17 protein-coding genes are annotated in these 22,699 nt (G+C 75.1%); 6 read left to right on the top strand and 11 right to left on the bottom strand.

Features of this window, described 5'->3' with window-relative positions; translation table 11 throughout:
- Window positions 1-29: 29 nt before the first annotated feature.
- From ACPXCB_RS25680 to ACPXCB_RS25700, 5 genes are all read right to left on the bottom strand, one after another.
- Window positions 30-2,207: a tetratricopeptide repeat protein gene (locus tag ACPXCB_RS25680; RefSeq protein ID WP_425878170.1), complete on the bottom strand. Its 2,178-nt coding sequence runs from the start codon at window positions 2,205-2,207 to the stop codon at window positions 30-32.
- Window positions 2,204-3,073 (bottom strand): hypothetical protein, encoded by an 870-nt coding sequence (locus tag ACPXCB_RS25685; RefSeq protein ID WP_425878172.1) that lies wholly within the window; start codon window positions 3,071-3,073, stop codon window positions 2,204-2,206. The genes ACPXCB_RS25680 and ACPXCB_RS25685 overlap by 4 nt, the downstream gene beginning before the upstream one ends.
- Window positions 3,074-3,087: 14 nt before the next feature.
- Window positions 3,088-4,164, bottom strand: coding sequence for a transporter substrate-binding domain-containing protein (locus tag ACPXCB_RS25690; RefSeq protein WP_425878174.1), 1,077 nt, complete (start codon window positions 4,162-4,164; stop codon window positions 3,088-3,090).
- On the bottom strand, window positions 4,161-5,555 hold the full coding sequence (locus tag ACPXCB_RS25695; protein ID WP_425878176.1) for a hypothetical protein: 1,395 nt from the start codon (window positions 5,553-5,555) through the stop codon (window positions 4,161-4,163). The genes ACPXCB_RS25690 and ACPXCB_RS25695 overlap by 4 nt, the downstream gene beginning before the upstream one ends.
- A 244-nt stretch (window positions 5,556-5,799) precedes the next feature.
- Window positions 5,800-7,038 (bottom strand): PucR family transcriptional regulator, encoded by a 1,239-nt coding sequence (locus ACPXCB_RS25700; protein WP_425878177.1) that lies wholly within the window; start codon window positions 7,036-7,038, stop codon window positions 5,800-5,802.
- Window positions 7,039-7,123: 85 nt separating this feature from the next.
- Here ACPXCB_RS25700 and ACPXCB_RS25705 point away from each other — a divergent pair, with 85 nt between their 5' ends.
- From ACPXCB_RS25705 to ACPXCB_RS25715, 3 genes are all read left to right on the top strand, one after another.
- Window positions 7,124-8,215 (top strand): ferredoxin reductase, encoded by a 1,092-nt coding sequence (locus tag ACPXCB_RS25705; protein WP_425878179.1) that lies wholly within the window; start codon window positions 7,124-7,126, stop codon window positions 8,213-8,215.
- Window positions 8,216-8,230: 15 nt separating this feature from the next.
- Window positions 8,231-9,373 (top strand): fatty acid desaturase family protein, encoded by a 1,143-nt coding sequence (locus ACPXCB_RS25710; protein ID WP_425878180.1) that lies wholly within the window; start codon window positions 8,231-8,233, stop codon window positions 9,371-9,373.
- A gap of 257 nt (window positions 9,374-9,630) precedes the next feature.
- Window positions 9,631-10,803 carry an alanine--tRNA ligase-related protein gene (locus tag ACPXCB_RS25715; protein ID WP_425878182.1) on the top strand — a complete coding sequence of 391 codons (1,173 nt, stop codon included), beginning with the start codon at window positions 9,631-9,633 and terminating at the stop codon, window positions 10,801-10,803.
- A gap of 249 nt (window positions 10,804-11,052) precedes the next feature.
- Here the strand turns inward: ACPXCB_RS25715 and ACPXCB_RS25720 are convergent, their stop codons facing one another.
- Complete coding sequence (locus ACPXCB_RS25720; protein ID WP_425878184.1) at window positions 11,053-12,633, bottom strand: pectate lyase family protein; 1,581 nt, start codon at window positions 12,631-12,633, stop codon at window positions 11,053-11,055.
- A gap of 709 nt (window positions 12,634-13,342) precedes the next feature.
- On the opposite strand from ACPXCB_RS25720, the gene ACPXCB_RS25725 reads away from it, so the two are divergent.
- Window positions 13,343-15,160, top strand: coding sequence for an acyl-CoA dehydrogenase (locus tag ACPXCB_RS25725; RefSeq protein ID WP_425878185.1), 1,818 nt, complete (start codon window positions 13,343-13,345; stop codon window positions 15,158-15,160).
- An 84-nt stretch (window positions 15,161-15,244) separates the two neighbouring features.
- The gene (locus tag ACPXCB_RS25730) at window positions 15,245-15,610 is read left to right on the top strand and encodes a hypothetical protein (RefSeq protein WP_425878186.1); all 366 of its coding nucleotides are present in this window, start codon (window positions 15,245-15,247) and stop codon (window positions 15,608-15,610) included.
- 191 nt (window positions 15,611-15,801) lie between these two features.
- Here the strand turns inward: ACPXCB_RS25730 and ACPXCB_RS25735 are convergent, their stop codons facing one another.
- Window positions 15,802-17,496, bottom strand: a complete 1,695-nt coding sequence (locus tag ACPXCB_RS25735; protein WP_425878188.1) for a long-chain-fatty-acid--CoA ligase — start codon at window positions 17,494-17,496, stop codon at window positions 15,802-15,804.
- 109 nt (window positions 17,497-17,605) lie between these two features.
- Between ACPXCB_RS25735 and ACPXCB_RS25740 the strand changes: the two genes are divergently transcribed.
- Entirely contained in the window at window positions 17,606-19,234 is a 1,629-nt protein-coding gene (locus tag ACPXCB_RS25740) for a glycosyltransferase 87 family protein (RefSeq protein ID WP_425878190.1), read from the top strand.
- Here the strand turns inward: ACPXCB_RS25740 and ACPXCB_RS25745 are convergent.
- The 4 genes from ACPXCB_RS25745 to ACPXCB_RS25760 form a co-directional block, all read right to left on the bottom strand.
- Window positions 19,191-19,367 carry a hypothetical protein gene (locus tag ACPXCB_RS25745; RefSeq protein ID WP_192581396.1) on the bottom strand — a complete coding sequence of 59 codons (177 nt, stop codon included), beginning with the start codon at window positions 19,365-19,367 and terminating at the stop codon, window positions 19,191-19,193. The two genes, ACPXCB_RS25740 and ACPXCB_RS25745, sit on opposite strands and share 44 nt — an antisense overlap.
- A gap of 708 nt (window positions 19,368-20,075) precedes the next feature.
- Entirely contained in the window at window positions 20,076-20,789 is a 714-nt protein-coding gene (locus ACPXCB_RS25750) for a spermidine synthase (protein WP_425878192.1), read from the bottom strand.
- A 259-nt stretch (window positions 20,790-21,048) separates the two neighbouring features.
- Window positions 21,049-22,080 carry a TSUP family transporter gene (locus ACPXCB_RS25755; RefSeq protein ID WP_425878193.1) on the bottom strand — a complete coding sequence of 344 codons (1,032 nt, stop codon included), beginning with the start codon at window positions 22,078-22,080 and terminating at the stop codon, window positions 21,049-21,051.
- Window positions 22,077-22,679, bottom strand: coding sequence for a rhodanese-like domain-containing protein (locus tag ACPXCB_RS25760; protein WP_425878195.1), 603 nt, complete (start codon window positions 22,677-22,679; stop codon window positions 22,077-22,079). Before ACPXCB_RS25760 ends, ACPXCB_RS25755 begins: the two co-directional genes overlap by 4 nt.
- Window positions 22,680-22,699: the final 20 nt, after the last annotated feature.

Genomic DNA, 22,699 nt, shown 5'->3' on the forward strand with positions numbered 1-22,699 from the left:
CCTCTTTCCGTCGGGGCCGGCGGCCGGGATCACCACCACGTCACCGGCCGGTACGCGTTGGCCAGCTCGACGAGCGCGATCCGCTCGCGCCGGTCGGCGGTGCGCCGGGCGCGGGAGCGGCAGCGGCGCTCGAAGGCGCGGCGGAGGGCGTCCTCGTCGAGCCGGTGACCGAAAAGCCGCCGGCCGCCGTGGTGCTCCTCGGTCAGGTCGCAGTCCAGCGCGATCCGCAGGATGTGCGCCTCCACCTCCTCGCGTTCGCCGAACGGAGGCAGCTTGTCGACGATCGCGGCGGCGTCGAGCGCCGTGTCGAGCCGGTGCCCGTCGTCCGGCGCGTCGAGCAGGATGCGCACCGCACAGGTCACCGCCGCCGTCGAGGCGCGGGAGGACTCCGGCACCCGCAGCAGGGCGTCCGCCGCGCTGCGCGCGTCCGCCGTCTCCAGCAGGCAGCGGGCCAGCCCGAACGCCGCGCCCACCACGCCCGGGTCGGCGTCCCACACCCCCCGGTAGTGGTCGGCCGCCGTGCGCGGGTCACCGTCGAGTTCGCAGGCCACCGCGTACGCGAGCCGCGTGGACACCTCGCCGGGCAGCCAGCCGTAGACCTGCGCGAACCAGCGCCGGGCGGTGCCGGTGTCCCGCCCCACGAGGGCCACCAGGGCGCGGTGCCACCACAGTGCCCAGTCCCGCGACTCCTCCGGGAAGTCGGCGAGCAGCGGGCCGGCCTCGTCCACCCGCCCGGTGGCGAGGTGGGCCCGGACGGCGCGGTAGGTCACCTGCGCGGTGCGCTCCGGGGCGGTCCGCAGCAGCTCGATGAGTTCGGCCGGGTCGGCGGCGCCGAGCGAGGCGAGGAACCCGGCGGCCGGGTCGGCGCCGTCGACCAGGGGTACGGGCAGGCCGAGCATGATCTCCACGGCGTCCAGGGCGTCGCGGTCGGTGTGCAGGGCGAAGGCGCACGCGGACGGGCTGAACAGGGTGGACCGGGTCGGCCGGGGCACGCCGTCGGCCGCCGAGCTGACCTGCCGTCGTACGCCCCGGACCTGTTCGCGCATCTCGGCCGCGGCGGCGAACCGGTCCTCCGGTGCGGCGGCGGTGGCCCGGGCGAGCAGCCGCAGGAACGGGTCGAGCCGCGCGGGCACGGGCAGCCGCAGCACGTCCTGCCCCGGCGGGACCCGGGTGACCTCGGTGGACCGGGGCACCAGGGTCAGCGCGGCGAGGGTCCGGCCGACGGTGTAGAGGTCCGACCGCACGCTCGGACCGGCGGGCCCCAGGCGCTCCACCTCCGGCGCGGTGTAGCCCGCGGTGCCCCACGCCGGGCTCACCGTGTTGTCGATCCGGCGGGCCGCGCCGAAGTCGACCAGCTTGATCGGGTCGTTGGTGCCCTGGCCGCCGACCCGCATCACGTTCTCGGGCTTCAGGTCGCAGTAGAGCCAGCCCTGGTCGTGCAGGTACTCGAAGGCGTCGAGGATCTGTACGGCGTATCCCAGCGCCTGCGCCACGTCCACGGCGGTGGACCCGCCGCCCGGGCCGGCCGCGCTGCGGGCCTCCTCCAGGGTGCCGCCGTTGACGTACTCCATCACCAGGTAGCCGGCGTCCCGGTCGGACTCGGGCCGCAGCGCGTGGGTGATGGTGACGATCCTCGGGTGGTTCAGCGCGATCAGCGCCTGCCGCTCGGCGACGAACGCCGCGATGGCCTCCCGGTCCTCCGGGTTGCGCTGCCCCTTCAGCACCCGCCAGGCGCCGTCCATGTCCTCGTCCCGGGCGAGGAACACCCAGCCGACCCCGCCGTTGCCGAGGCAGCCCTCGATCCGGTACCGCCCGGCGCGCAGGTCGCCGTCGGCCAGTGGCGGGGTGAAGGAGTACCGGGTGCCGCAGTCGGGGCAGAAGCCGGCGACCCGGGGCAGCCGGGGACCGCGGTGGCGGGGGCACCTCGTGTTGCCGCAGTAGCGGGAGTGCTCGGGCACGACCGCCTGCGACACCACCGCCGTCAGGGGATCGTGGGGCCGGGCGGTCGGCAGCACGGCCGGTCGCTCCCAGGGCCGGGACGTCGTGCGCAGCGGCCGTGGGCCGACCTCCGCGGCCGGGACCGGCCCGCCGGGGGCGCTGAGCCCGGCGCCGGCCCCGACGCACTCGTGCCCCCAGAGCCGGCAGAACCCGTCCTGGTCGACGGTGCCGGGGCAGTTGCGTTCCGCGCAGCCGCGGCTCGCCGTCATCGCGTACCCCCGTTCACGGCCTGCTGGTAGGCCCGCACCGCCCGGCTCGCGGCGGTCACGGTGAAGGCGTCGGGGCGCAGTGCGGCCAGTGCCTCCCGGTAGGCCAGCTCGACCCGCGGGTGCTCTGCCCGGCCCTCGTCGGCGGCCTTCTGCCGGTACGCCTCCAGCCGGCCGGTCAGCTCCGCGTGGCAGCCCCGGCGCAGCCGGCGCCGCGCGGTGTCGGTCCGCTCGACCGCGCGGTCGACGGCGGCCCGCAGCGAGCCGTCGTCGCGTTCCGGCTGGACGTCCCCCCGCCACCACTGGCCACGGCCCGCCGCCTCGGCGGCGGTGAGCCGGTCCAGCAGCCCGTCGAGCGCGAGCGCCGCCAGGGGATCCGTCCCGTCGCCCAGCCCCTCGCCGGCGGCCTCCGTCGCGAGCTGCCGGAGCCGCTCGACCGAGGAACGCAGCCGCTGCGCCCGGACCGCCAGCCGGTCCCGGCCGTACGCGTCGACGATCCGGCGGATCCGGGCCACATGCTCGCGGGCCGCGAGCAGGATCTCCTGGACGTCCATCGCCTGCACCTGCACCGGCTCGCCGGTGGCGGCGGTGAACCGGACCTCGCACGGGCCGGTCAGCAGCCGGGCCAGGGCCTCCTCGCCCGCGTCCGTCGACCGGTCGATCCCGTCGAGGTCGTCGACCAGCCGGTCGAGGGCCAGCGACAGGCAGCCGAGCCGGTGCAGCAGGTCCCGGGCCTCCTGCGCGGGCGCGGCGGCCGGGCCGTCGGGCTGCCGGAAGGCGTCGGTGACCAGCTGCTGCACGTCGAGCAGGTGCTCGCAGACCCAGGCGTGCGCGGCCAGGGTGGCGTCGAGGCGTTCCCGCACGGCCATCCGCCCACCGCCCATCAGTCGGCCGGCCGGGGGGTGGCCGGCGCGGGGTCGGGGGGCGGCCACCCGGTGGTGACCGGCCCGGGCGACGGCATGCCCCGGTCCCGGTGGCCGGCGAGCCACCGGTCGTGGGCCTGCTGCCACACCACCGCCGTACGCGGCTGCGCCAGCACGTGGTTGACGAACGCGACCAGCTCCCGGCCGTCGGTGAGGCGGAACGCGAAGGCGTGCGGCTCGTCGGTGAACCAGGTGCATTCCTCGTCCCGGTGCTGGTCGCAGGACCGCCTCTCCGGCCGGGGCGCCTCGGTCACCAGCGTCGTGTCCGGGGCCATCCGAGCGAAGCCCAGCAGGATGTTGTCGTCGGTGCTGACCCCGTCGACCTGCTTTTGACGCAGCATGACCAGGCAGTCGACCGGGTGCGGGGCGTGCACCGGGACCGGCCGCAGGCCGCCCGCGGTGCGGTAGCCGGCGATCATCGCCAGCGAGGTGGTGTCCGTGGCGGCGCAGACCCGCCGGCCGCCGAGCTGTTCCATGCCCGCGAACTCGGGCGTGCCGTCGGCGTTTTTGCGGACCAGCACCGTCTGCCCGGAGTCGAGGTAGTCGTTGGAGAACAGCACCCGCCGGGCCCGCTCGCAGGACGCGGTCAGCGACGTGGCGACGACGTCGATCTCCCCCTTGTCGAGCATGGCGAAGGCGCCCTGGCCGGGCGGCACGGCCTTGAAGGTCAGCCGGTTGCGCGGGTCGTCGGCCGGCCAGAGGGCGCGGGCCACCGCCAGCATCAGCTCGATGTTGAAACCCTCGAACCGCTGGGTGCTGGCGTCCCAGTGGCTCATGGTGGCGTCGGACGGGTCCACGCCGGCGACCAGTTCGCCCTTGTCGAGGATCTGGCGCGGGGGCGTCGGGTCGGGCGGGAGACTGCGGCGTACCGGGCAGACCCCGCCGGTCGCGTCGGTGGTCGGCGTCGTGGCCACCCCCGGCGGCCGCGCGGGGGGCGCCGGTGCGGGTGCCGCCGGCCCGGCGCACCCGGCCAGCGCCGCCAGGAGCGCGAGCGACGCGACCCGGGGCCGCGTCGGGGTCCGCCGGGCTGTGGTCACTGGTACTCCAGGTGGCGCTGGCGCAGCCCGGCCACCACACCGGCGGCGGCGAGCAGGGTGACCCAGGCGGCTGGGCCGCCCAGGTGGCGGCGTGCCTCGGGCAGCCCGGCGACCATCCGGGTGACCTCCTCGTTGCGGGTGGTCAGTTCGGTCAGCAGGTGGCCCTCCGCCGCGACGAACGCCCGGCCCGCCGATCCCTCGGCGAGCACGGTGCCGACCGCGTCGCGGAACGCGTTGGGCGTCTTGATCTGGCGGGCCGGCCAGACGTCCCGCGCCAGGGCGGTGCAGTCGATCCGGTCCTTCGGTGGTTCCCGCCCCCCGGCGGGCTCGAGGCAGAGGTCCCGGCTGTCGAAGTCCGCCTTGTGCCCGGCCGGGTCGACGCTCGCGCCGAGCCCCAGGTAGACGTCGGCCCGGCCGGCCAGCAGGGCGCCGAGCCGCTGCTGGGTGGCGCTCTGCGCGTCGATCGCCCGTTCCAGTTCCGGGAACCCCCGGTCGGCGTCCGGCCAGTGCCACCACGAGGAGACCAGCATGGCCAGCACGGCCGTGGTGGCCACCGAGGCCAGCAGCAGGCCCGCGTTCAGCCGGCGCCGGGTCCGCCGGCGCAGCCACACCTGCACCACCACGAGGGCGGCGAGGGCCCCCAGCGGCACCAGCACGGACGCGGCCAGCCAGGGGCGGGCGTCGGCGCGGGCGTCGAGCAGCAGCCTGGTGTCGTAGTTCCACAGGCCCTGGGCCGCGGTGAGCAGCTCGGTGGACATGTAGTGCGACGCCTCCCGCGCGTAGGCGGAGGCGAGCACCGCGCGGGCCGCCGGACTGCCCGTCCCGGCCTGCTCCGCCGCCCCGGCCGGTGGGCAGGGCTGCCGGTTGCCCGTGGCCGTCGCGGAGAGTGGACCGGCGACCCGCAGGGCGGCGCACACCACGTCGCGGTAGACCTTCAGCCGGGCGGCGATGGTCGCCAGCCGGGTGAGGCGGTCCGGGTCGCCGACGGCGTTGCCCATCGAGTCGGTCAGCGTGCGCTCCACCTCGTGGACGGACGCGTCGTAGGCGGCCACCAGCGGGGCCCGTCGGTCCTCGGCTGGCGGCAGCAGGAAGACGGCGCTGGCGGCGACGTCCGCGTCGGCGAGGCCCTGGTAGATCTGCCGGGCGGTCGTGCTGGTGCCCACGGCGGTCGCCGCGGACCGCTCGCCCAGCGTGGTGGCCGACGCGCGGGACTGCACGGCCACGGCGGCGGTGGCGGCCAGCGCGGCGACCAGTACGGCGCCGCTGAGCACGATCAGCGCCGGGGTCGTCCGGAGCGCGTCGCGCAGCCGGCCGGTGCCGCCGGGACGGGCCGGCCCGCTGGCCGGGGCGGGCCGGTCGGCCCCGGGCTCGTCCCCCGTGTGCGACGCCATGCCCGTCCTCCCGCTCGCCGGGCCTCCGGCGGCCTCCTGGCGGAAGGCGTCGCGGTACCGGAGGCGGCCCCGTCCGCCCCGCCGGGCGGTCAGCCGGGCGGCCATCGGCGGAGTCCGGCGGCCGGGCGGGTGATCGCGGGCGGGGAGGATCAGGGTGGCACCGTGGCGGCACGGGTGGCACGCGTTTGTCCGGTATCTGACCTGAGCGTCACCGGTCCGACACGCAGGGGAGTGGCCAGTCCGGTCAGAGGGCTGGGTCGTCGGCCTCGGTCCGGGGTGGGAAGGCCAGGGCGAGGGTGAGGTCGAGGACGGTCGCCGGGTCGGTCAGGCGCTCGCCGTACAGCTCGCGGAGCTTGCCCATCCGGTAGCGGACGGTCTGCGCGTGCACGAAGAGGTCGGCGGCCACGTCGTCGCGCCGGCCCTGGTGCAGCAGCCAGGAGCGCAGGGTCTCGGCGAGCCGGTCGGCGGTGCCGGGCGGCAGCGACGCGAGCGGCGCCAGGACCCGGGCGCGCAGGTCGGCGAGCCCTTCCGGGTCGGTGCTCAGCACCAGCTCGGCCAGGTGCTCCTCGGTGTCCAGCGCCGGCCCGTCGTCGGCCGGGCGCAGGCCGAGCGACAGGGCCCGGACCGCCCGCTGGTAGGAGGAGGCGACCAGGGCCCAGGGCCGGGCGGGGCCGAGCAGGGCGTGGCGGCCGTGCAGCACCCGGGCGAGCTGCCGCCGCCGGTCACCGTGCGTGTCGGGCACCAGCAGCACCGCCAGGTCCTCGCCCGCCCCGCCCGCCGGGAGGTCGTCGCCGCTCTCCAGGGTGTGCGGGTGCAGCCGTGCGAGCGCCGCGCGGAGGCTGGCCCGGGGCAGCAGGACGACGGTGAGGGTCTGCGGCGGCGGCCAGTCGGCCCGCTCGGCGCTGCGCAGCAGCGCCTCCTCGGGCTCCCCGGCGAGCAGCCGCTGGGTGAGCCGCTCCAGGTTGCGTCGCCGGGCCCGGCCGGCGCTGGCCAGCTCGTCGGCGTGCCCGGCCACGCTGGCGGCGGAGAGCTCGTCGATGTACGCGAACATCAGCTCGGCGAACTCGGCGACGGTGGCGGCCGACGATCCGCCCTGCACGGTGGTGGTGGACATCTCCCGCCAGGAGACCCGGGCGCCGACGCGGTACGCGGCGAGCAGGGCGTCCACGCTCCGGCCGGAGCGTGCCTCGCCGCTGCCGAGGGCGTACGCGGCCTCCAGCGCGCCGACGAGCGGGGTGCTCGGGTCGCTGCCCTGGGAGCGGCCGATGAGCTGGAGGAACGTGCCGAGCGCGATCTGCACCGCTGTCTCGATCTTCTCGCGCATCTGGCCGGTCAGGGCGCCGGAGTAGCTGGGCACCTCGGCGGTGATGGCGGTCACCGTGCGCTCGGCGAGCAAGGGCAGCCGGTCGTGCAGCGCGCCGGCCACCCGGGCGTCCAACTCGAGGCGGGCCGCGCGCCGGGTGGCCTCCGAGCGTTCGGACACGTTTGTTCCCTCCGCACAAAAAGACTCGTCCGGTTCACCTTCGCAGGTCAAGATTTTATGCCATTCTGCCGGCGACCATCGAATCATGACCACCACCGTCCCGAACCCCTCCGGGAAGGCGGCCCTGCGGGGCCGGATCCTTCGGCTGGCCGCGTCGGTCACCACCCCGTTGCTGCCCGACGACTACCTCGACATGGTCGCCCCGCTGCGCTCCGGCGCCGAACTGCGCGGCCGGATCCTCGCCGTGCGCCCCGAGACCGCCGACGCGGCGACGCTGGTGATCCGGCCCGGCCGCGACTGGCGCGGGCACACCCCCGGGCAGTACGTCCGCCTCGGCGTCGACGTCGACGGCGTACGCCAGTGGCGGGCCTACTCGGTCACCTCGGCCCCCACGCGCCGGGCCGGGCCGATCTCGGTCACCGTGAAGGCCATCCCCGACGGGGTCGTCAGCAACCATCTCGTCCGGCGGACCCGACCCGGGACGCTGGTCCAGCTCGACCAGGCCCAGGGCGACTTCGTGCTGCCGGGCCGGCCGCCGGCCCGGGTGCTCTTCGTGACCGCGGGCAGCGGCGTCACCCCCGTGATGGGGATGCTGCGCGCCGGCGTGGTGGGCGACGCCGACGTCGTCGTGGTGCACTCGGCGCCCACCCCCGCCGACGTGATCTTCGGCGCCGAGCTGCGGGACCTGGCCGCGCGGGGCGCGATCCGGCTGGTGGAGCGGCACACCGACACCGACGGGCTGCTCACCGTGGCCGACCTCGACCGCCTCGTGCCCGACCACCTCGACCGGGAGACCTGGGCCTGCGGCCCGCTCGGCCTGCTCGACGCCCTCGAGGAGCACTGGACGGCCGGGGGGTGCGGCGACCGGCTGCACACCGAGCGGTTCCGGCCGACTGTCATCTCGCCCGGCGAGGGCGGCACCGTCACCTTCGCCCGCTCGGGCGTCACCGTCGACGCCGACGGCGCCACCCCGCTGCTCGACGCTGGCGAGAACGCGGGGGTGCTGATGCCCTCGGGCTGCCGGATGGGCATCTGCTTCGGCTGCGTCCTGCCGCTGCGCCAGGGCGCGGTTCGGGACCTGCGCAACGGGGAACTGACCACGGCGGTGCCCGGCGACGGCGTCCGCATCCAGACCTGCGTGTCGGCGGCGGCCGGCCCCTGCGACATCGACCACTGACCCGGAGTACCTGACGTGACCGTGATTCAGAACAAGCCCGTCAACCCGATCGCCCACCTCACCGCCGAGGACATCGAGACCATCGGCAGGGAACTCGACGCCATCCGCGCCCGGGTGGTCGCCGACCGGGGTGAGCGGGACGCCGCGTACATCCGCCGGGTCATCTCGACGCAGCGCAAGCTGGAACTGGGCAGCCGGGTCGTGCTGCTGTTCTCCCTCTTCCCGCCCGCCTGGATCGTGGGCACGGCCGGCCTGACCGTGGCCAAGATCCTGGAGAACATGGAGGTCGGCCACAACGTCCTGCACGGCCAGTGGGACTGGATGCGCGACCCGAAGATCCACTCCACCACCTGGGAGTGGGACCACGTCTCGCCCGCCGAGCAGTGGAAGCACTCGCACAACGAGCTGCACCACACGTACACGAACGTCCTCGGCAAGGACAACGACCTCGGCTACGGCATCATGCGCGTCGACGAGGACCAGCGGTGGCACCCGTTCCACCTGGGTCAGCCGCTGTGGAACTTCATCAACGCCTGCTTCTTCGAGTACGGCATCGCCGCGTACGACCTGGAACTGGGGCGCAACCTGCGCAAGGGCCGGCACAAGAAGCCCGAGTTCCGGGCCCGGGCCCGGGCGGTGGGCCGCAAGATCCGCCGGCAGGTGCTCAAGGACTACGTGGTGCACCCGCTGCTGTCGGGGCCCTCGTTCCTGCACACGCTGGCCGCCACCTTCACCGCCAACCTCCTGCGCAACCTGTGGAGCCACTCGGTGATCATGTGCGGGCACTTCCCGGAGGGCGTGGAGACCTTCTCCCGGCGCTCGATCGAGGGCGAGACCCGCGGCGAGTGGTACCTGCGGCAGATGCTCGGCTCAGCCAACATCAGCGGCAGCCGGCTGATGCACATCATGACCGGCAACCTGTCGTTCCAGATCGAGCACCACCTCTTCCCGGACCTGCCCAGCAACCGCTACCAGGAGGTCGCCCCCGAGGTGCGGGCCCTGTTCGACCGCTACGGGCTGAAGTACACCACCGGTTCGCTGCCCCGGCAGGTCTTCTCCGCGTGGAGGAAGGTCGTCCGGTTGTCGCTGCCGAACCGGAAGGCGCCCCGCCCGGTCGACGACCGTCCCGCGCCCGTGCTCGCCACGTCCGGCGTCTGACCCGCCGCCGACGCCGCCGCCCGCCGCGAAACGCGCTGGGCGGCGGCGCGGCGTCCCCGTACAGTCAGGGCATGGAGATCAGGCACCCCTTCGCCGCCGCGGCCGCGCGAGCTTCGCGCTCGTCGGTCGCCGCCGCCTGACCTCACCATCACCCGCCGGCGACCGGAAACGGTCCGCCGGCTTTCTCGTTCCCGTCGGCCCGCCGGTCGTCCGGCGGCGGACCCTTTCCGGTCGTCCCACCCGGAAAGGCCACCGCCATGACGTACGACCCGATCAGCCGCACCTTCCTCGACTTCTTCCGCGAGCGGGGCCACGAACTCGTGCCCGACGGCTCCCTGATCCCGCCGCCGGGCGACCCGGTGCTCTTCACCACCTCCGGGATGCACGCCCTGACCCCCTACCTGGAGGGTCGGCCCCACCCGCTGGGCCGGCGGCTGGTGAACGTGCAGCGCTGCCTGCGCACCACCGACCTGGACGAGGTGGGCGACTCCACCCACCTGACCCTGTTCCGGATGCTGGGCTCCTGGTCGCTCGGCGACTACGACCTGCCCCGCAGCCTGCGGTGGGGCTACGAGCTGCTGCGCGACGGCTTCGGCGTGCCGCACGACCGGATGCACGTGACGGTCTTCGGCGGCGACGACCGGGTCGGCCCCGACGAGCCCTCGCTGCGCACCTGGGGTGAGCTGGGCGTGCCCGTGGAGCTGACCGGGGAGGAGAACTGGTGGTCCAACGGCCCGACCGGGCCCTGCGGACCAGACACCGAGATCTTCGTCTGGACCGGCGACGGCCCGCCCCACGGCACCCCCGGCACCGACGAGCGGTGGATGGAGGTCTGGAACCACGTGGGAATGCGCTACCACCGGCACCCCGACGGCCGGCTGACGCCGCTGCGGCAACCCAACGTGGACACCGGGATGGGCCTCGAACGGCTGGAGATGGTACTGCGCGGGCACCGCTCGGTCCACGAGGGCGAGGGCTTCGTGCCGTGGGTGCGCGGCGTGTCCGACGTGTGGGGCCTGCGCGACGGGTCGCTGCGCGTGGTCGGCGACCACCTGCGTACGGGCGTGGCGGTGGTCGGCGACGGCGTACGACCCTCGAACACCGGCCGCGGCTACGTGCTGCGCCGGCTGTTGCGCCGGACGCTCACCACGCTGTGGCGCGACGACGCGTCCAGGACCCTGTCCGACCTGCCGGCCGGGCCGGTACGGCACACCCTCGACGGGTTCCGGCAGCCCGTCGGCGTGGACGAGGTGCGGGACGTGTTCGCCGGCGAGGAACGGCGGTTCCGGGAGCTGCTGCGGCGCGGGCGGCCGGTGGTCTCCCGGCGCCGGTCCCGGGGACCGCTGACCGAGGCGGACTACCGCGATCTGCACGACACCCACGGGCTGCCGCGCGACCTCGTCGACGGCCTGCTCGCCGAGGTGGCCTGACCTCGTCGCCTCGTCGCCTCGTCGCCTCGTCGCCCGTCGCCCGCTGCCGGGGGACCGGTGGCGGCCGCGCTTGCCGCGCCGACGCCGGGCGGGTCACCGCTGCCGTCCGGGACGGGGGTCGCCGCTGCCGTCCGGAACCGGGTCACCGCTGCCGCCCGGGACGGGGGTCGCCGCTGCCGTCCGGGACGGGGGTCGCCGCTGCCGTCCGGGACCGGGTCGCCGGTCCCGGACGGCAGCGGGAGCTGGCAACTAGCTGGCGTAGGTCTCGAACTCGGCGACCTTCGGCGCGCCGCTCGAGCCGGTGATCCTGAACGTGATCTTGGTGAGGGACGTCGCGGAGAAGGTGATGACGCCCGCCCCGCTGCCGGAGGCCAGGACGGCGCCGGTGCCGTGGTTGACGAGCTGCCAGGACCCGATGCTGCCCTGGGTGCCCGACGGCTCGCGGATGACGACCCGGGCCACCCTGGTGGCGGAGCCCCACTTGATCGAGATGTCGCCGGTCGCGCCGGACGGCGACCAGTGGGTGCTCAGGCTGCCGTCGCGCACGTTGCCGTAGCTCGTGCCGTCGGCCTTGCTGGAGCCGTCGGAGCCGGCCCCGATGCTGAGGTTGGGTCCGCCGGGCTGCTGGGTCGGTCCCGGCGTGGGACTGCTGGTGGGCCCGGGCGTGGGGCTGGTGGTCGGCCCCGGCGTGGGGGTGGTCGGCGTCGGTGCCGGCGTCTGCGGCGAGCAGCTGCCGTTCGACTCCCGCAGGCCCGTGTTGGCGCCCGCCGTCTGGCGGACGACGTCCGGCACGCAGGCAGCCCCGTCCAGGCTGTAGGAGTACGGGATGCTGACGCTGGTGTTGGACACCGGGTTCGGGCCGGCCGGGTTGTTGTCGCTGCCAGGGCTGGACCAGGTCACGTTGTCGAAGACGTTGCCGGCGACCTGCCAGTAACCGGCCTCGCTGGTGTAGAAGGTGCCCAGGACGTCCTTGGAGTTCCGGAAGTAGTTGTTCTCCACCTTGGCCCTGGCCCCGGCCCGCGAGTTGATGCCGGACTCGTGGAGGCTCACGTAGTGGTTGTTGTAGATGTGCGCGATGCCGCCGCGCAGCAGGGGCGTACGGGAGTCGATGTTCTCGTACAGGTTGTGGTGGAACGTGACGAAGCCGTTCGAGCGGTCGCTCTCGCTGGACCCGATGAGGCCGCCCCGGCCGGAGTTGCGCAGGATGCTGTACGACAGCGTCACGTACTGGACGTTGTCCTTCATGTCGAAGAGGCCGTCGTACCCCTCCGACTCCCCGCCCGAGGCCTCCAGGGTGGCGTGGTCGACCCAGACGTTGCGGACGGTGCTCTCCATGCCGATGGCGTCACCGCCGTTGGACGTGGGCGAGCCCGACTTCTTGACGTTCCGGACCGTCACGTTCCGGATGATGATGTTGCTGGAGTCGCGGATGTGGATGCCCAGCTGGTCGAAGACGGCTCCGCTGCCGACCCCGATGATCGTGACGTTGCTGATCTGCTTGAGCTCGATCACGCCGGCGGCGGTGTTGCAGCTGTCGCCCGACACCTTGGCCGTGTTGCCGTGGTTGATGGTCCCCTGCACCTCGATGATGATCGGGGTGCTGCTGCTGGCCCGGGTGCAGAGGGCCGTGTGGATCCCGGTGCCCGTGCTGACCCGTACCGTCTGCCCGCCCGCGCCGCCGGTCGTGCCGCCGTTCTGGGTCGCGTAACCGGTGGCGGCGCCGGCGGCTGCCGACGCCTGCTGCATCGGCAGGGCCGCCACGCCGATCGCGGCCCCGACGGCTGTCGTGGCCAGTGCCACCTGGAGTCGCAGTGCGACTGGTCGTCTCATCCTCGCCTCACCTTCGTATGAAATGCCGGGTGTTGCTGTCACGTGCCGTGATCCGGTCGGCGGGGCCGTCGAGGCTGCCGACGTGTCGCCGGCCGCCGGACGGCTCGCTCGTCGACCCGGCTGTGGGGGTGCTCTTCTCGATGCGGAGCGGGTCGGCGGTTCCGCCCGGCCTCGACCGTCGAGGTCGTCGGCCGCGAGGCCGCCGTGACCGTGCTCCCGCCCGTTCCGCCTGTCGTGGTGCCGTCGCCCATGCCCGGAAAGCGCTTTCCAGCGAGGATAGGGATCCGTCTATCGATATGGCAAGAACCTGTCCGGATTGCGGTCTGATGCCCCGCTCCGCCCACCCCGACAGCAGCCGTCCGCGCCGCCGCCGGTAACGGGGGCACGGACGCGGCCGCCAGCGCGGGGGCGGCGGGCGCCGGTGGCGGGGGCACGGACCTGGGCCGCCAGCGCGGGGGCCGCAGGCGCCGGTGGTGGGGGACGGACGCGGGCCGCCAGCGGGTTGCCGCGGGCGCCGGTGGCGCGCTTCGTCCCGACCGGACGGGCCGGCCGGTGGCCCGGCGGCGTTGCCGCGCCACCGCCCCGGGCCGCCCCGATGAGGCGGCGTCGGGTGGTGCGGTGGCGGGCCGGATCAGACAGGATGACCTGCGCGAGGGCGTCGCCGGGCCGCGCCGCGGCCGACGGCCCGCCCGTCGACGGAAGGAGACCCGTGTCGTCCACCCTGCTCTCCCGTCGCGACCTGCGCTTCCTGCTGCACGACTGGCTGGACGTGACCCGGCTGACCGCGCGGCACCGCTACGCCGAGCACTCCCGGGAGACCTTCGACGCCGTGCTGGAACTCGCCGAGCGGGTCGCCGCCGAGCGGTTCGCCCCGCACAACCGGGCCGCCGACCTCGCCGAGCCCACCTTCGACGGCCGCCGGGTGCACACCATCGCGCAGGTCAAGCAGGCCCTCGACGTCTTCGCCGAGACCGGGCTGCTGGGCGCCGGCATGGACGCGTCCGTCGGCGGCATGCAGCTACCGCACGTCGTACGGGCCGCCTGCTTCGCCTGGCTCCAGGCCGCCAACGCCGGCACCTCGGCGTACCCCTTGCTGACCCTCGGCAACGCCAACCTGCTGCTGGCGCACGGCAGCCCCGAGCAGATCGACACCTGGGTCCGCCCGATGGTGCAGGGGCGCTTCTTCGGCACGATGTGCCTGTCCGAGCCGCAGGCCGGCAGCTCGCTCGCCGACATCACCACCCGCGCCGAGCCGCAGGACGACGGGACGTACCGGCTGCACGGCACCAAGATGTGGATCTCCGGCGGCGACCACGAGCTGTCGGAGAACATCGTCCACCTGGTGCTGGCCCGGATCCCCGGCGGCCCGCCCGGGGTCAAGGGGATCTCGCTGTTCATCGTCCCGAAGGTGCTGCTGGGCGAGGACGGCGCGCTCGGCGCCCGCAACGACGTCGTGCTGGTCGGCCTCAACCACAAGATGGGCTACCGGGGCACCACCAACACGCTGCTCAACTTCGGCGAGGGCGTGCACCGGCCCGGCGGGCGCCCCGGCGCGGTCGGCTACCTGGTCGGCGAGCCGCACCAGGGCCTGGCGCAGATGTTCCACATGATGAACGAGGCGCGCGTCGGGGTGGGTGCCGGCGCCACCGCCCTCGGCTACACCGGCTACCTCAAGTCCCTCGCGTACGCCCGCCAGCGGCCACAGGGCCGACCGCTGGCCGACAAGGACCCGGCCACGCCGCAGGTGCCCATCGTCGCCCACCCGGACGTGCGACGGATGCTGCTGGCGCAGAAGAGCTACGTGGAGGGCGCCCTGGCGCTCGTCCTGTACTGCGGCCGGCTGCTCGACGAGGAGAAGACCGCGCCGGAGGCGGCGGACCGGGAGCGGGCGCGGCTGCTGCTGGACGTGCTCACCCCGATCGCGAAGAGCTGGCCGTCGCAGTGGTGCCTGGCCGCCAACGACCTGGCCATCCAGGTGCACGGCGGCTCCGGCTACACCCGCGACTACGACGTCGAGCAGCACTGGCGCGACAACCGGCTCAACCCGATCCACGAGGGCACCCACGGCATCCAGGCGCTGGACCTGCTGGGGCGCAAGGTCACCATGCGCAACGGGGCCGGGCTGGCGCTGCTGGTGGAGACGGTCCGGGCCACGACCACCCGCGCGTGGCAGGCCGGGGGCGAGGCCGCCGAGCTGGCCGCCCCGCTCGGCGCCGCCCTCGACCGGGTCGCCCTGGTCACCCGGCGACTGTGGAGCACCGGCGATCCGGAGGTGGCGCTGGCCAACGCCAGCGTCTACCTGGAGGCGGTCGGCCACGTGGTGATCGCGTGGATGTGGCTGGAGCAGCTTCTCGTCGTCGAGGCGGCCGGCGGCCCCGGCGACGGCCCGGACGCCGACCTGCACGCCGGCAAGCGGCAGGCCGCCCGGTACTTCTTCCGGCACGAGCTGCCCCGCACCGGCCCGCAGTTCGACCTGCTGGACAGCCTCGACCGGACCACGCTGGAGATGCGCGACGACTGGTTCTGACCCGCCTCGCCGGTACCGCCGCCCCCGCGGGGAGCGCTGTCCCGCCGGGACCGTCGGTGCGCGGCCCGCCTATCCTTGCCAGCCATGAGCCCCGGTGACGTGACCGCCCCGCCGCCCGCAGACGGAGCCGAGGACCGGCTGGAGACCCTGCGGCGCTGGTGGCGGCTGCCGGCTCCCGCGCGACGCGAGGTCCGGCTGCTCAGCCGCTCCGGACGGCACCACCCGGACCGGGAGATCGCCTGGGTGGCCTGGCGGTGGGCGCAGGTCGTGCTGCCGCCGGGAGCGCCGGAGCCGGGCCGCGCCCGCAACATGCTCAGCGCGGCCGGCTTCTGGGCGCTCATCCTGCTGGATCTGGCCACCGGCGTCGATCCGACGGACCCGCCCGAGCCACGGTGGCTCGACCGCCGCCGGGCCCGGCGCGTCCTGCGGGCCGGCCCGCCCGTCGCCTGACCGCGCGGCGGCCGGGGCGACCGTGCCACCCGACGGGGGGCCGCTCGACGGGGGGCCGCTCGACGGGTGCCGGCGGACGAATGCCGCCCGACGGGTTGCCAGCCGCCCGCCCCGATCCGCACCGCCCGCCGCCGCACCGCCCGGCCCACGACACCGCCTCACCCACCATTCCGGCGCCGAGCCCGGTCGTCTCAGCCGTCGGCGAGCAGCCGGTCGCGGACCTCGCGGCGCAGGACCTTGCCGATCTGGGAGCGGGGCAGGTCCTCGACGACGACCACGCGGCGGGGCACCTTGTACCCGGCCAGGTGTCGCCGGCACGCCGCCCGCAGGCTCGCCTCGTCAGGCGGCTCGGCGCCCTCGTCCAGGACGACCGCCCCCACCACCTCCTCGCCGCCGTGCTCGCCGGGCAGGCCGACCACCGCGGCGTCGCGGACGCCGGGAACGCGGCGCAGCGCGTCCTCCACCTCCGACGGGTAGACGTTGAACCCGCCGGTGATGATCAGCTCCTTGATCCGGTCGACCACGCTGACGAAGCCGTCAGCGTCGGCCACCACGACGTCCCCGGTGCGCAGCCAGCCGTCGGGCAGCAGCGCCGCGGCCGTCTCCGCCGGGCGGTTCCAGTAGCCGGCGAACACCTGCGGCCCCCGGATCAGCAGCTCGCCCGCCTCACCCGGGGCGCGCTCGCGCGACGGGTCCTCGGGGTCGACGATGCGGATGTCGGTGGACGGGAACGGCACGCCGACCGTGCCCGGCCGCCGGGCGGGGGAGACCGGGTTGCCGAGCGCGACGGGGGAGGTCTCGGTCATGCCGTAGCCCTCGACGAGCAGCCCGCCGGTGACCGACTCCCACAGCTCGACCGTCGCCGGGGGCAGCGCCATGGCGCCGGAGATGGCGTACCGGGCCGAGGTGAGGTCGATCCCGCGTTCCCGGGCGGTCGTGGCGAGCTTCTCGTAGATCGGCGGGACGGCGGGCAGGAAGGTCGGCGGCCGGCGACGCACCGCCGCCAGCGTCTGGTCCAGGTCGAAGCGGGGGAACAGCACCAGCGTGGCGCCGATGCCCACCGAGAAGGTGAGGCAGAGCGTCAGCCCGTACGCGTGGAACAGCGGCAGCACCGCGTACACCGTCTCCTCGCCGTCGCGCAGGCCCGGCACCCAGGCGCGGCCCTGCGCCGCGTTGGTCCGCAGGTTGCGGTGGCTCAGGATGGCGCCCTTCGGCGTGCCGGTGGTGCCGCCCGTGTACTGCAACAGCGCCGTGTCGTCCGGCCCGGGGGCGGGGTGCGCGGCGGCTAGCGGGCCGGCCTCGGCCACCAGCCGCTCCCAGGACAGCGCTCCGGGCGCGGGCCCGGTCATCGCCGCGCGGGTGGCCCGCGCCCGGGCCAGCGGCAGCCGCAGCGCCCAGCGCTTGCGCCGGGGCAGGGCCCGGGTGAGGTCGACCGCGACCACGGTCTCGACGGCTGTCGCGCCCGCGCTGTCGCGGACGAGGGGGGCCACCTTGTCCCAGACCACCGCGACCCGGGCGCCGTGGTCGGCGAGTTGCCGGGTGAGCTCCTGCGCGGTGTAGAGCGGGTTGTGCTCCACCACCACCGCGCCGAGCCGCAGCGCGGCGTAGAAGGCGACCACGTGCTGCGGGCAGTTCGGCAGCACCAGCGCCACCCGGTCGCCGCGGCCGACGCCGAGCCGGCGCAGCGCCTCGGCCCCCCGGCCCACCTGGTCGTCCAGTTCGGCGTACGTGGTGGTGGCGCCGAAGAAGTCCAGCGCGACCCGGGAGCCGAACCGGCGGGCGGCCCCGCGCAGCAGGTCGACGAGCGACTCGTCGGACGGCGCCACGGTCGCCGGCACGCCCGGGGCGTAGCTGCGCAGCCAGGGCCGCTCGGCACTCAGGTCCATGTCTCTCCTCCGCCCGCGCCGGACCACTTCCTACTTAACGGTAACCTACGGTCGCGTAGGTAGTGGTGGGGTCCCCCCGTCCGACCGGCCCCGGCCGTAGACTCCGACGGTGCGGGATCGACGGGTCGTGGCGCTGTGGTCGGTGTTCGTCCTGCTCGCCGCCGGGTCGTCGGCGCTCGTCACGCTCCGCCCCGACCGCCTCTCCGACCTGCACATCTATCGTGGCGCACTGCTGCACCTGCAGGCCGGTCGGCCGCTGTACGAGTTCGCCGCCGAGAACGGCGGCCCCTTCACCTACCCGCCGTTCGCCGCGCTCGTGCTCTGGCCGGTCGCGGCCGTCGCCGAGGGGGTCGTGCAGGGGGCCTGGCTGGCGCTGACCTGCCTCGCGGTGGTCGCCATCGCGGTGCCGGTCGGCCGCGTGCTGGTCGGCGGGCCCCGGCGGCACCTGGTCGTGCCGGCCGTCGCCTGCGCCCTGATGCTCTCCGCGCCGGTGCAGAGCAACCTGCGCTTCGGCCAGGTCAGCGTCTTCATCGTGCTGCTCGCGCTGCTCGACGGCATGGGCGTCCCCCCGGCCCGGCTGCGGGGCGTGCTCGTCGGGGTGGCCGCCGCGATCAAACTGACCCCGCTGCTGTTCGTGGTCTACTTCCTCGTCACGGGCCGCTACCGGGACGCCGGGCGGGCCGTCGTCACGTTCCTGGCCTGCGCCGCGCTGGGCGCGGTGGTTCTCCCGGCGGAGAGCTGGACGTACTGGACCGAGGCGGTGCGTAACACGTCCCGGATCGGCAACCTGGCCTCGCTGGGCAACCAGTCGGTGCACGGCATGCTGCTGCGCCTCGGCCTCGACCAGGCGTTGCTCCCGCTGCTCTGGGCGGCTCTGGTGGCCGTCGTCTGCGCGGTGGCCCTGCTGCGGGCACGGCACCTGGCGGCACACGGGCGCCCCGGCCACGCCGCCGTGCTCGTCGGCTGCGCGACCGTCGCCGCGTCCCCCGTGTCCTGGACGCACCACCAGATCTGGCCGGTGTTGGCGGCGATGCTGCTGATCGGGGCCGACGGGGTCGCCCGGCGGGTCGCCGGCGGCGCCCTGCTGGTGACCATGGTGGTCTCGCTGGGGGTGGCGCTCAGGCCGGTCTCGACCACGTCCGGGGTGCAGTTCCTCCTCGAGAACGCCCGGGCCCTCGGCGTCGGTGTGCTCTGCCTCGCCGGGTTTGGCGGGGCGGCGCTGGCCGCGGCCAGCGCGGGCCGACGGACCCCGGCGGGGCGGGGCTGGCTGCGGGTGGGCACGACCGCCGCGCTGGCCGTGGCGTTCTTCGCCGTGCAGCCGCTGCCCGCCGGCGCCGATCCGACCTTCAAGGCGTACGCGCTCTCCGACGTCGCCAACCCGCGCTACTTCTTCGTCTGCCGGGGCCCGGCGCAGTGCGCCGCGTACGGCACGGACGCGCCGGTCACCTTCGGCACCCGCAGGGAGAAGACCAAGGTCCGCGTCAACGGGGTGGTGTCGCCCGCCGTCACCCGGCTGGAATACCACTCCGCCCCCGGTGGCCCGCCCCGGGTCATTCCGCTGCTCGCGCCCTACCCGGGCCCCCGGACGTTCTCGTTCCGGTCGGCGACCATGGCCCACGGCCGGCTGGTCGCCTATGCGGCCGACGGGCGCCCGCTCGCGACCTACGACGAGGAGTTGGCCGCCGCGCTCGACGTCAGCGGTGCCCGGCGGAATGGCGCACCGCCCGCCGGCCCTTGACCACCCCCATGACGACGACCGCGACCAGCGCCACCACGCCGATGATCACCAGCCAGCGGACCGCCTCCAGCAGCAGCCCGAGCAGGATGAGCGCGCCGGCGACGACGCCGACGGCCCAGAGCATGGCCCGCATGTCCACCTCCCGTGACTCCGGCCGCGCGGCGCGGCCTGGCCCGCTGCCTTCCCGGCCCGCACCCGGCCATGCCGCCGCGACGGGCGAAGTCCGCGCGGCACGCCGGTGACGGACCATTTTCGCTGACCTCACCGTCGTGGTCCGGGCCGTCGCGTCGGCCGGCACCGCGTCCAGCGCCGCCCGGAAGCCGGCGGTACGGGAGCACGCCCGGAGGTCCGCGACGGTCCGCGGATATCCTCCGCGACGGTCCGCGGATATCCTCCGCGATTGTCCGCCGACATCCTCCGCGACGGTCCGCGGATATCCTCCGCGACGGTCCGCGGATATCCTCCGCGACGGTCCGCGGATATCCTCCGCGACGGTCCGCCGACATCTTCCGCGACGGTCCGCCGACCACTCGACTGACTGGCGTCCGAGGGGGCCCGGCACGGTCGCCACCGCCGGGGCCGTCCGGCGCGGCCGCTCCGCTGCCGGCCGACAGGGTGGATCTTGGACAGTTGTCGTTCCCGCGTAACGACAACTGTCCAAGATCGCGAGTGGATGTCGGCGGTGCGGGCGGCAACGTCCGTTCCGAGCAGGCGCGGTGTCCCGATGTTCAGTTCGGTGGGCCTTCGTCGGGTGGGGCAGCGGGGCCGTCCGTTTCCGCGGCTCTCGCTCAGGCGGCGCAGCGTTCCGGTCGCCGCCCGTCCGGGGCGTCCGGTGACCGCGTCAGCGCTGGGCGACGTAGACGGTGTTGGCCGACTGCCCGCCGGTCAGCGGGTTGGCGAACGGGACGACGTGCGCCCGCGCGGTGCGGAACACCTCGGCGAGGACGGCCTCGAAGTCGGCATCGGGCGGATCGTCCGACCAGAGGGCGAACACCCCGTCGGGGTGCAGGTGCGCGGCGAGCCGGCGCAGGCCCTCGGGGGTGTAGAAGGGGGCGTGGCCGGGGTGCAGCACGTTGCGTGGCGAGTGGTCCACGTCGAGCAGCACGGCGTGGAACCGACGCCCCGGCTCCTGCGGGTCGAAGCCGGTGCCGTCGGCCACCGCGGCGAAGAAGTCGGCCCGCACGAACCGGGTACGCGGGTCGGCGGCCAGCCCGGCGGCGAAGGGCAGCAGCTCCCGGCGGTGCCAGTCGATGACGTCCTCGATCGCCTCCACCACCAGCAGCGAGCCGACCCGCTCGTCGGCGAGCACGGTGCGGGCGGTGTAGCCGAGGCCGAGGCCGCCGACGACCACGTCGAGCCCCTCCCTGGACAGGGGAGCCAGGCCCAGCCGGGCCAGCTCGATCTCCGCGACGGGGAAGAGGCTGGACATCAGGTACTCGTCGTCGAGCTTGACCTCGTACACCTCGACGTCGAGCGCCGGGTCGCGGCGCCGGCGCAGGCTGATGAGGCCGATCGGGGTCTCCCGCCAGGCCAGTTCCTCGAATCGCACGCCCACGGGCCCGGATGCTACCCGCCGCCGCCCCGGGCCCCGGCGGCCGGCACGCCATTCCTTTCGCCCGGCCGGGTATGCCCACCCGTCGAGGGCCACCCGACCGGGGGCCGGGCATGGGGCGCGCGGTGGCGGACATGCTGGCCGGACGGCTGCACCTGACGGAACGGGCGCTGCGGATGGAGTCGGTGCCCGAGCCGCAGGACAAGCAGGTGCGCGTCAGGGCCGAGGCAGCCGGGTCTGCCTGTCCGATGGACCGATCCCGCTACGTCCGGTCGGGCCGGTCCCGACGCTCGGGTGGGCTCTGATGGTCGGGCCGGTCCCGTTGGTCGGGTGGCCTTTGATGGTCGGGCCGGTCCCGCCGGTCGGGTGGGCTCTGATGGTCGGGCCGGTCCCGCCGGTCGGGTGGGCTCCGATGGTCGGGCCGGTCCCGGTGGTCGGGTCGGCCGAAGCGGCGGCGGCGCCGCACGACCGCGACCGCCGTAGCCGCCGTCGCCGCTGTCACCAGGGCGACGGCCCACAGCAGGGGGTCCGTCCGCAGCTGTGCGGGCAGTTGCCCGGCCAGGACGGACACGCCCATCGCCGCGACGAACCAGCCGAACGCCCGGCGCAGCACGTCCTCGCGGACGCGTCCGGCCAGCCGGCCGCCGGCCAGGCTGCCGAGCACGGCCGCGGCGGTGACGGCGGTGGCCAGGCCCGGGTCGATGTCGACGGTGGACAGGTAGCCGGCCAGCCCGGCGAACGACTTCATCGCGATGACCACGAGGGAGGTGCCGACGGCGACCGGCATCGGCAGGCCGCCCAGCAGCGCGAGGGCCGGCACCACCAGGAACCCGCCGCCCGCGCCGACCAGCCCGGTGACCAGCCCGACCACGACGCCGTCGAGGAGCACCCGCGCCACGGGCAGCTCACGCCGCTGCCGCCCGGGGCCGTCGTGCCGGCCCCGAAGCATGGCCGTCGCGGTGGCGATCATCATGACGGCGAAGCCGGCGAGCAGGACGGCGGGCGGAACGAACGCGGCGAGGCGTCCGCCGCCGTACGCGCCGGCCATGCCCGCGGCACCGAAGAGCAGGCCGGTGCGCCACCGGACCCGGCCGGCCCGGGCGTGCGGCAGCGCGCCGACGGCACTGGTCACCCCGACGACGAGCAGCGAGGTGGCGATCGCCTCGCGGGCCGGCAGGTCGGCCACGTAGACCAGCAGCGGCACGGCGAGGATGGACCCGCCACCGCCGAGCAGGCCGAGGCTCACCCCGATGAGGACGGCCAGCGCGACGGTCAGCGCGAGGCTGCCGGTCACGGCAGGGGCCGGGGCGTCGGGTGGTCTCCCAGTCGACCGATGATGGTCTCCACGTCGCAGCTCGCGCCGCGGTTGTAGGGGAGCCTGCCGAGCAGCATGCCCATCGCGCAGGTGTCGGTGACGGCGGCGAAGGTGAGGCCGGCGCCGATGAGGCCGGCGACCCACTTCAGGCCGGGTACGAACACCGAACCGAGGACGCTGAGCAGGACGATCGAGCCGGCGACGAGGCGTACCTGTCGCTCCAGCTCCCAGCGGGGCGTGCCCCGTCGGACCGGTCCCTCGGCGGCCTGCCACGCGGTCATCCCGCCGTCGAGGATCCTGAGGTCGGGCAGCCCGACGTCAGCGAGGGCCTGCCCGGCCCGGGTGGCGCGGGCCCCGGAGCGGCAGATGAGCACCACCGTCTCGTCGAGGTGCCGCCGCAGCTCCTCGCGGTGCTCCCTGAGCACGTCGAGCGGCACGTTGTAGGTGCCGGGTACGTGGGCCGTCCCGAACTCCGCGGGGGTGCGCACGTCCAGCATGCGCGGAGCGCGGCCGGAGTCGATCAGCTCGCGCAGCGTGGCGGCGTCGAGGGTGGGCGGGGCGCCCGGTGAAGTGGTCATCTCTCCTCGTTCAGTGCTCG

Origin of the sequence: Micromonospora sp. DT62 (genome assembly GCF_049847285.1) — a bacterium.
Taxonomy (GTDB): domain Bacteria; phylum Actinomycetota; class Actinomycetes; order Mycobacteriales; family Micromonosporaceae; genus Micromonospora; species Micromonospora reichwaldensis.

Excerpts from the sequence above, each read along its gene's own strand:
- ACPXCB_RS25680 (WP_425878170.1), bottom strand. The coding sequence starts at position 2,207 with ATGACGGCGAGCCGCGGCTGCGCGGAACGCAACTGCCCCGGCACCGTC.
- ACPXCB_RS25685 (WP_425878172.1), bottom strand. The coding sequence starts at position 3,073 with ATGGCCGTGCGGGAACGCCTCGACGCCACCCTGGCCGCGCACGCCTGG.
- ACPXCB_RS25695 (WP_425878176.1), bottom strand. The coding sequence starts at position 5,555 with ATGGCGTCGCACACGGGGGACGAGCCCGGGGCCGACCGGCCCGCCCCG.
- ACPXCB_RS25705 (WP_425878179.1), top strand. The coding sequence starts at position 7,124 with ATGACCACCACCGTCCCGAACCCCTCCGGGAAGGCGGCCCTGCGGGGC.
- ACPXCB_RS25715 (WP_425878182.1), top strand. The coding sequence starts at position 9,631 with ATGACGTACGACCCGATCAGCCGCACCTTCCTCGACTTCTTCCGCGAG.
- ACPXCB_RS25720 (WP_425878184.1), bottom strand. The coding sequence starts at position 12,633 with ATGAGACGACCAGTCGCACTGCGACTCCAGGTGGCACTGGCCACGACA.
- ACPXCB_RS25730 (WP_425878186.1), top strand. The coding sequence starts at position 15,245 with ATGAGCCCCGGTGACGTGACCGCCCCGCCGCCCGCAGACGGAGCCGAG.
- ACPXCB_RS25735 (WP_425878188.1), bottom strand. The coding sequence starts at position 17,496 with ATGGACCTGAGTGCCGAGCGGCCCTGGCTGCGCAGCTACGCCCCGGGC.
- ACPXCB_RS25745 (WP_192581396.1), bottom strand. The coding sequence starts at position 19,367 with ATGCGGGCCATGCTCTGGGCCGTCGGCGTCGTCGCCGGCGCGCTCATC.
- ACPXCB_RS25760 (WP_425878195.1), bottom strand. The coding sequence starts at position 22,679 with ATGACCACTTCACCGGGCGCCCCGCCCACCCTCGACGCCGCCACGCTG.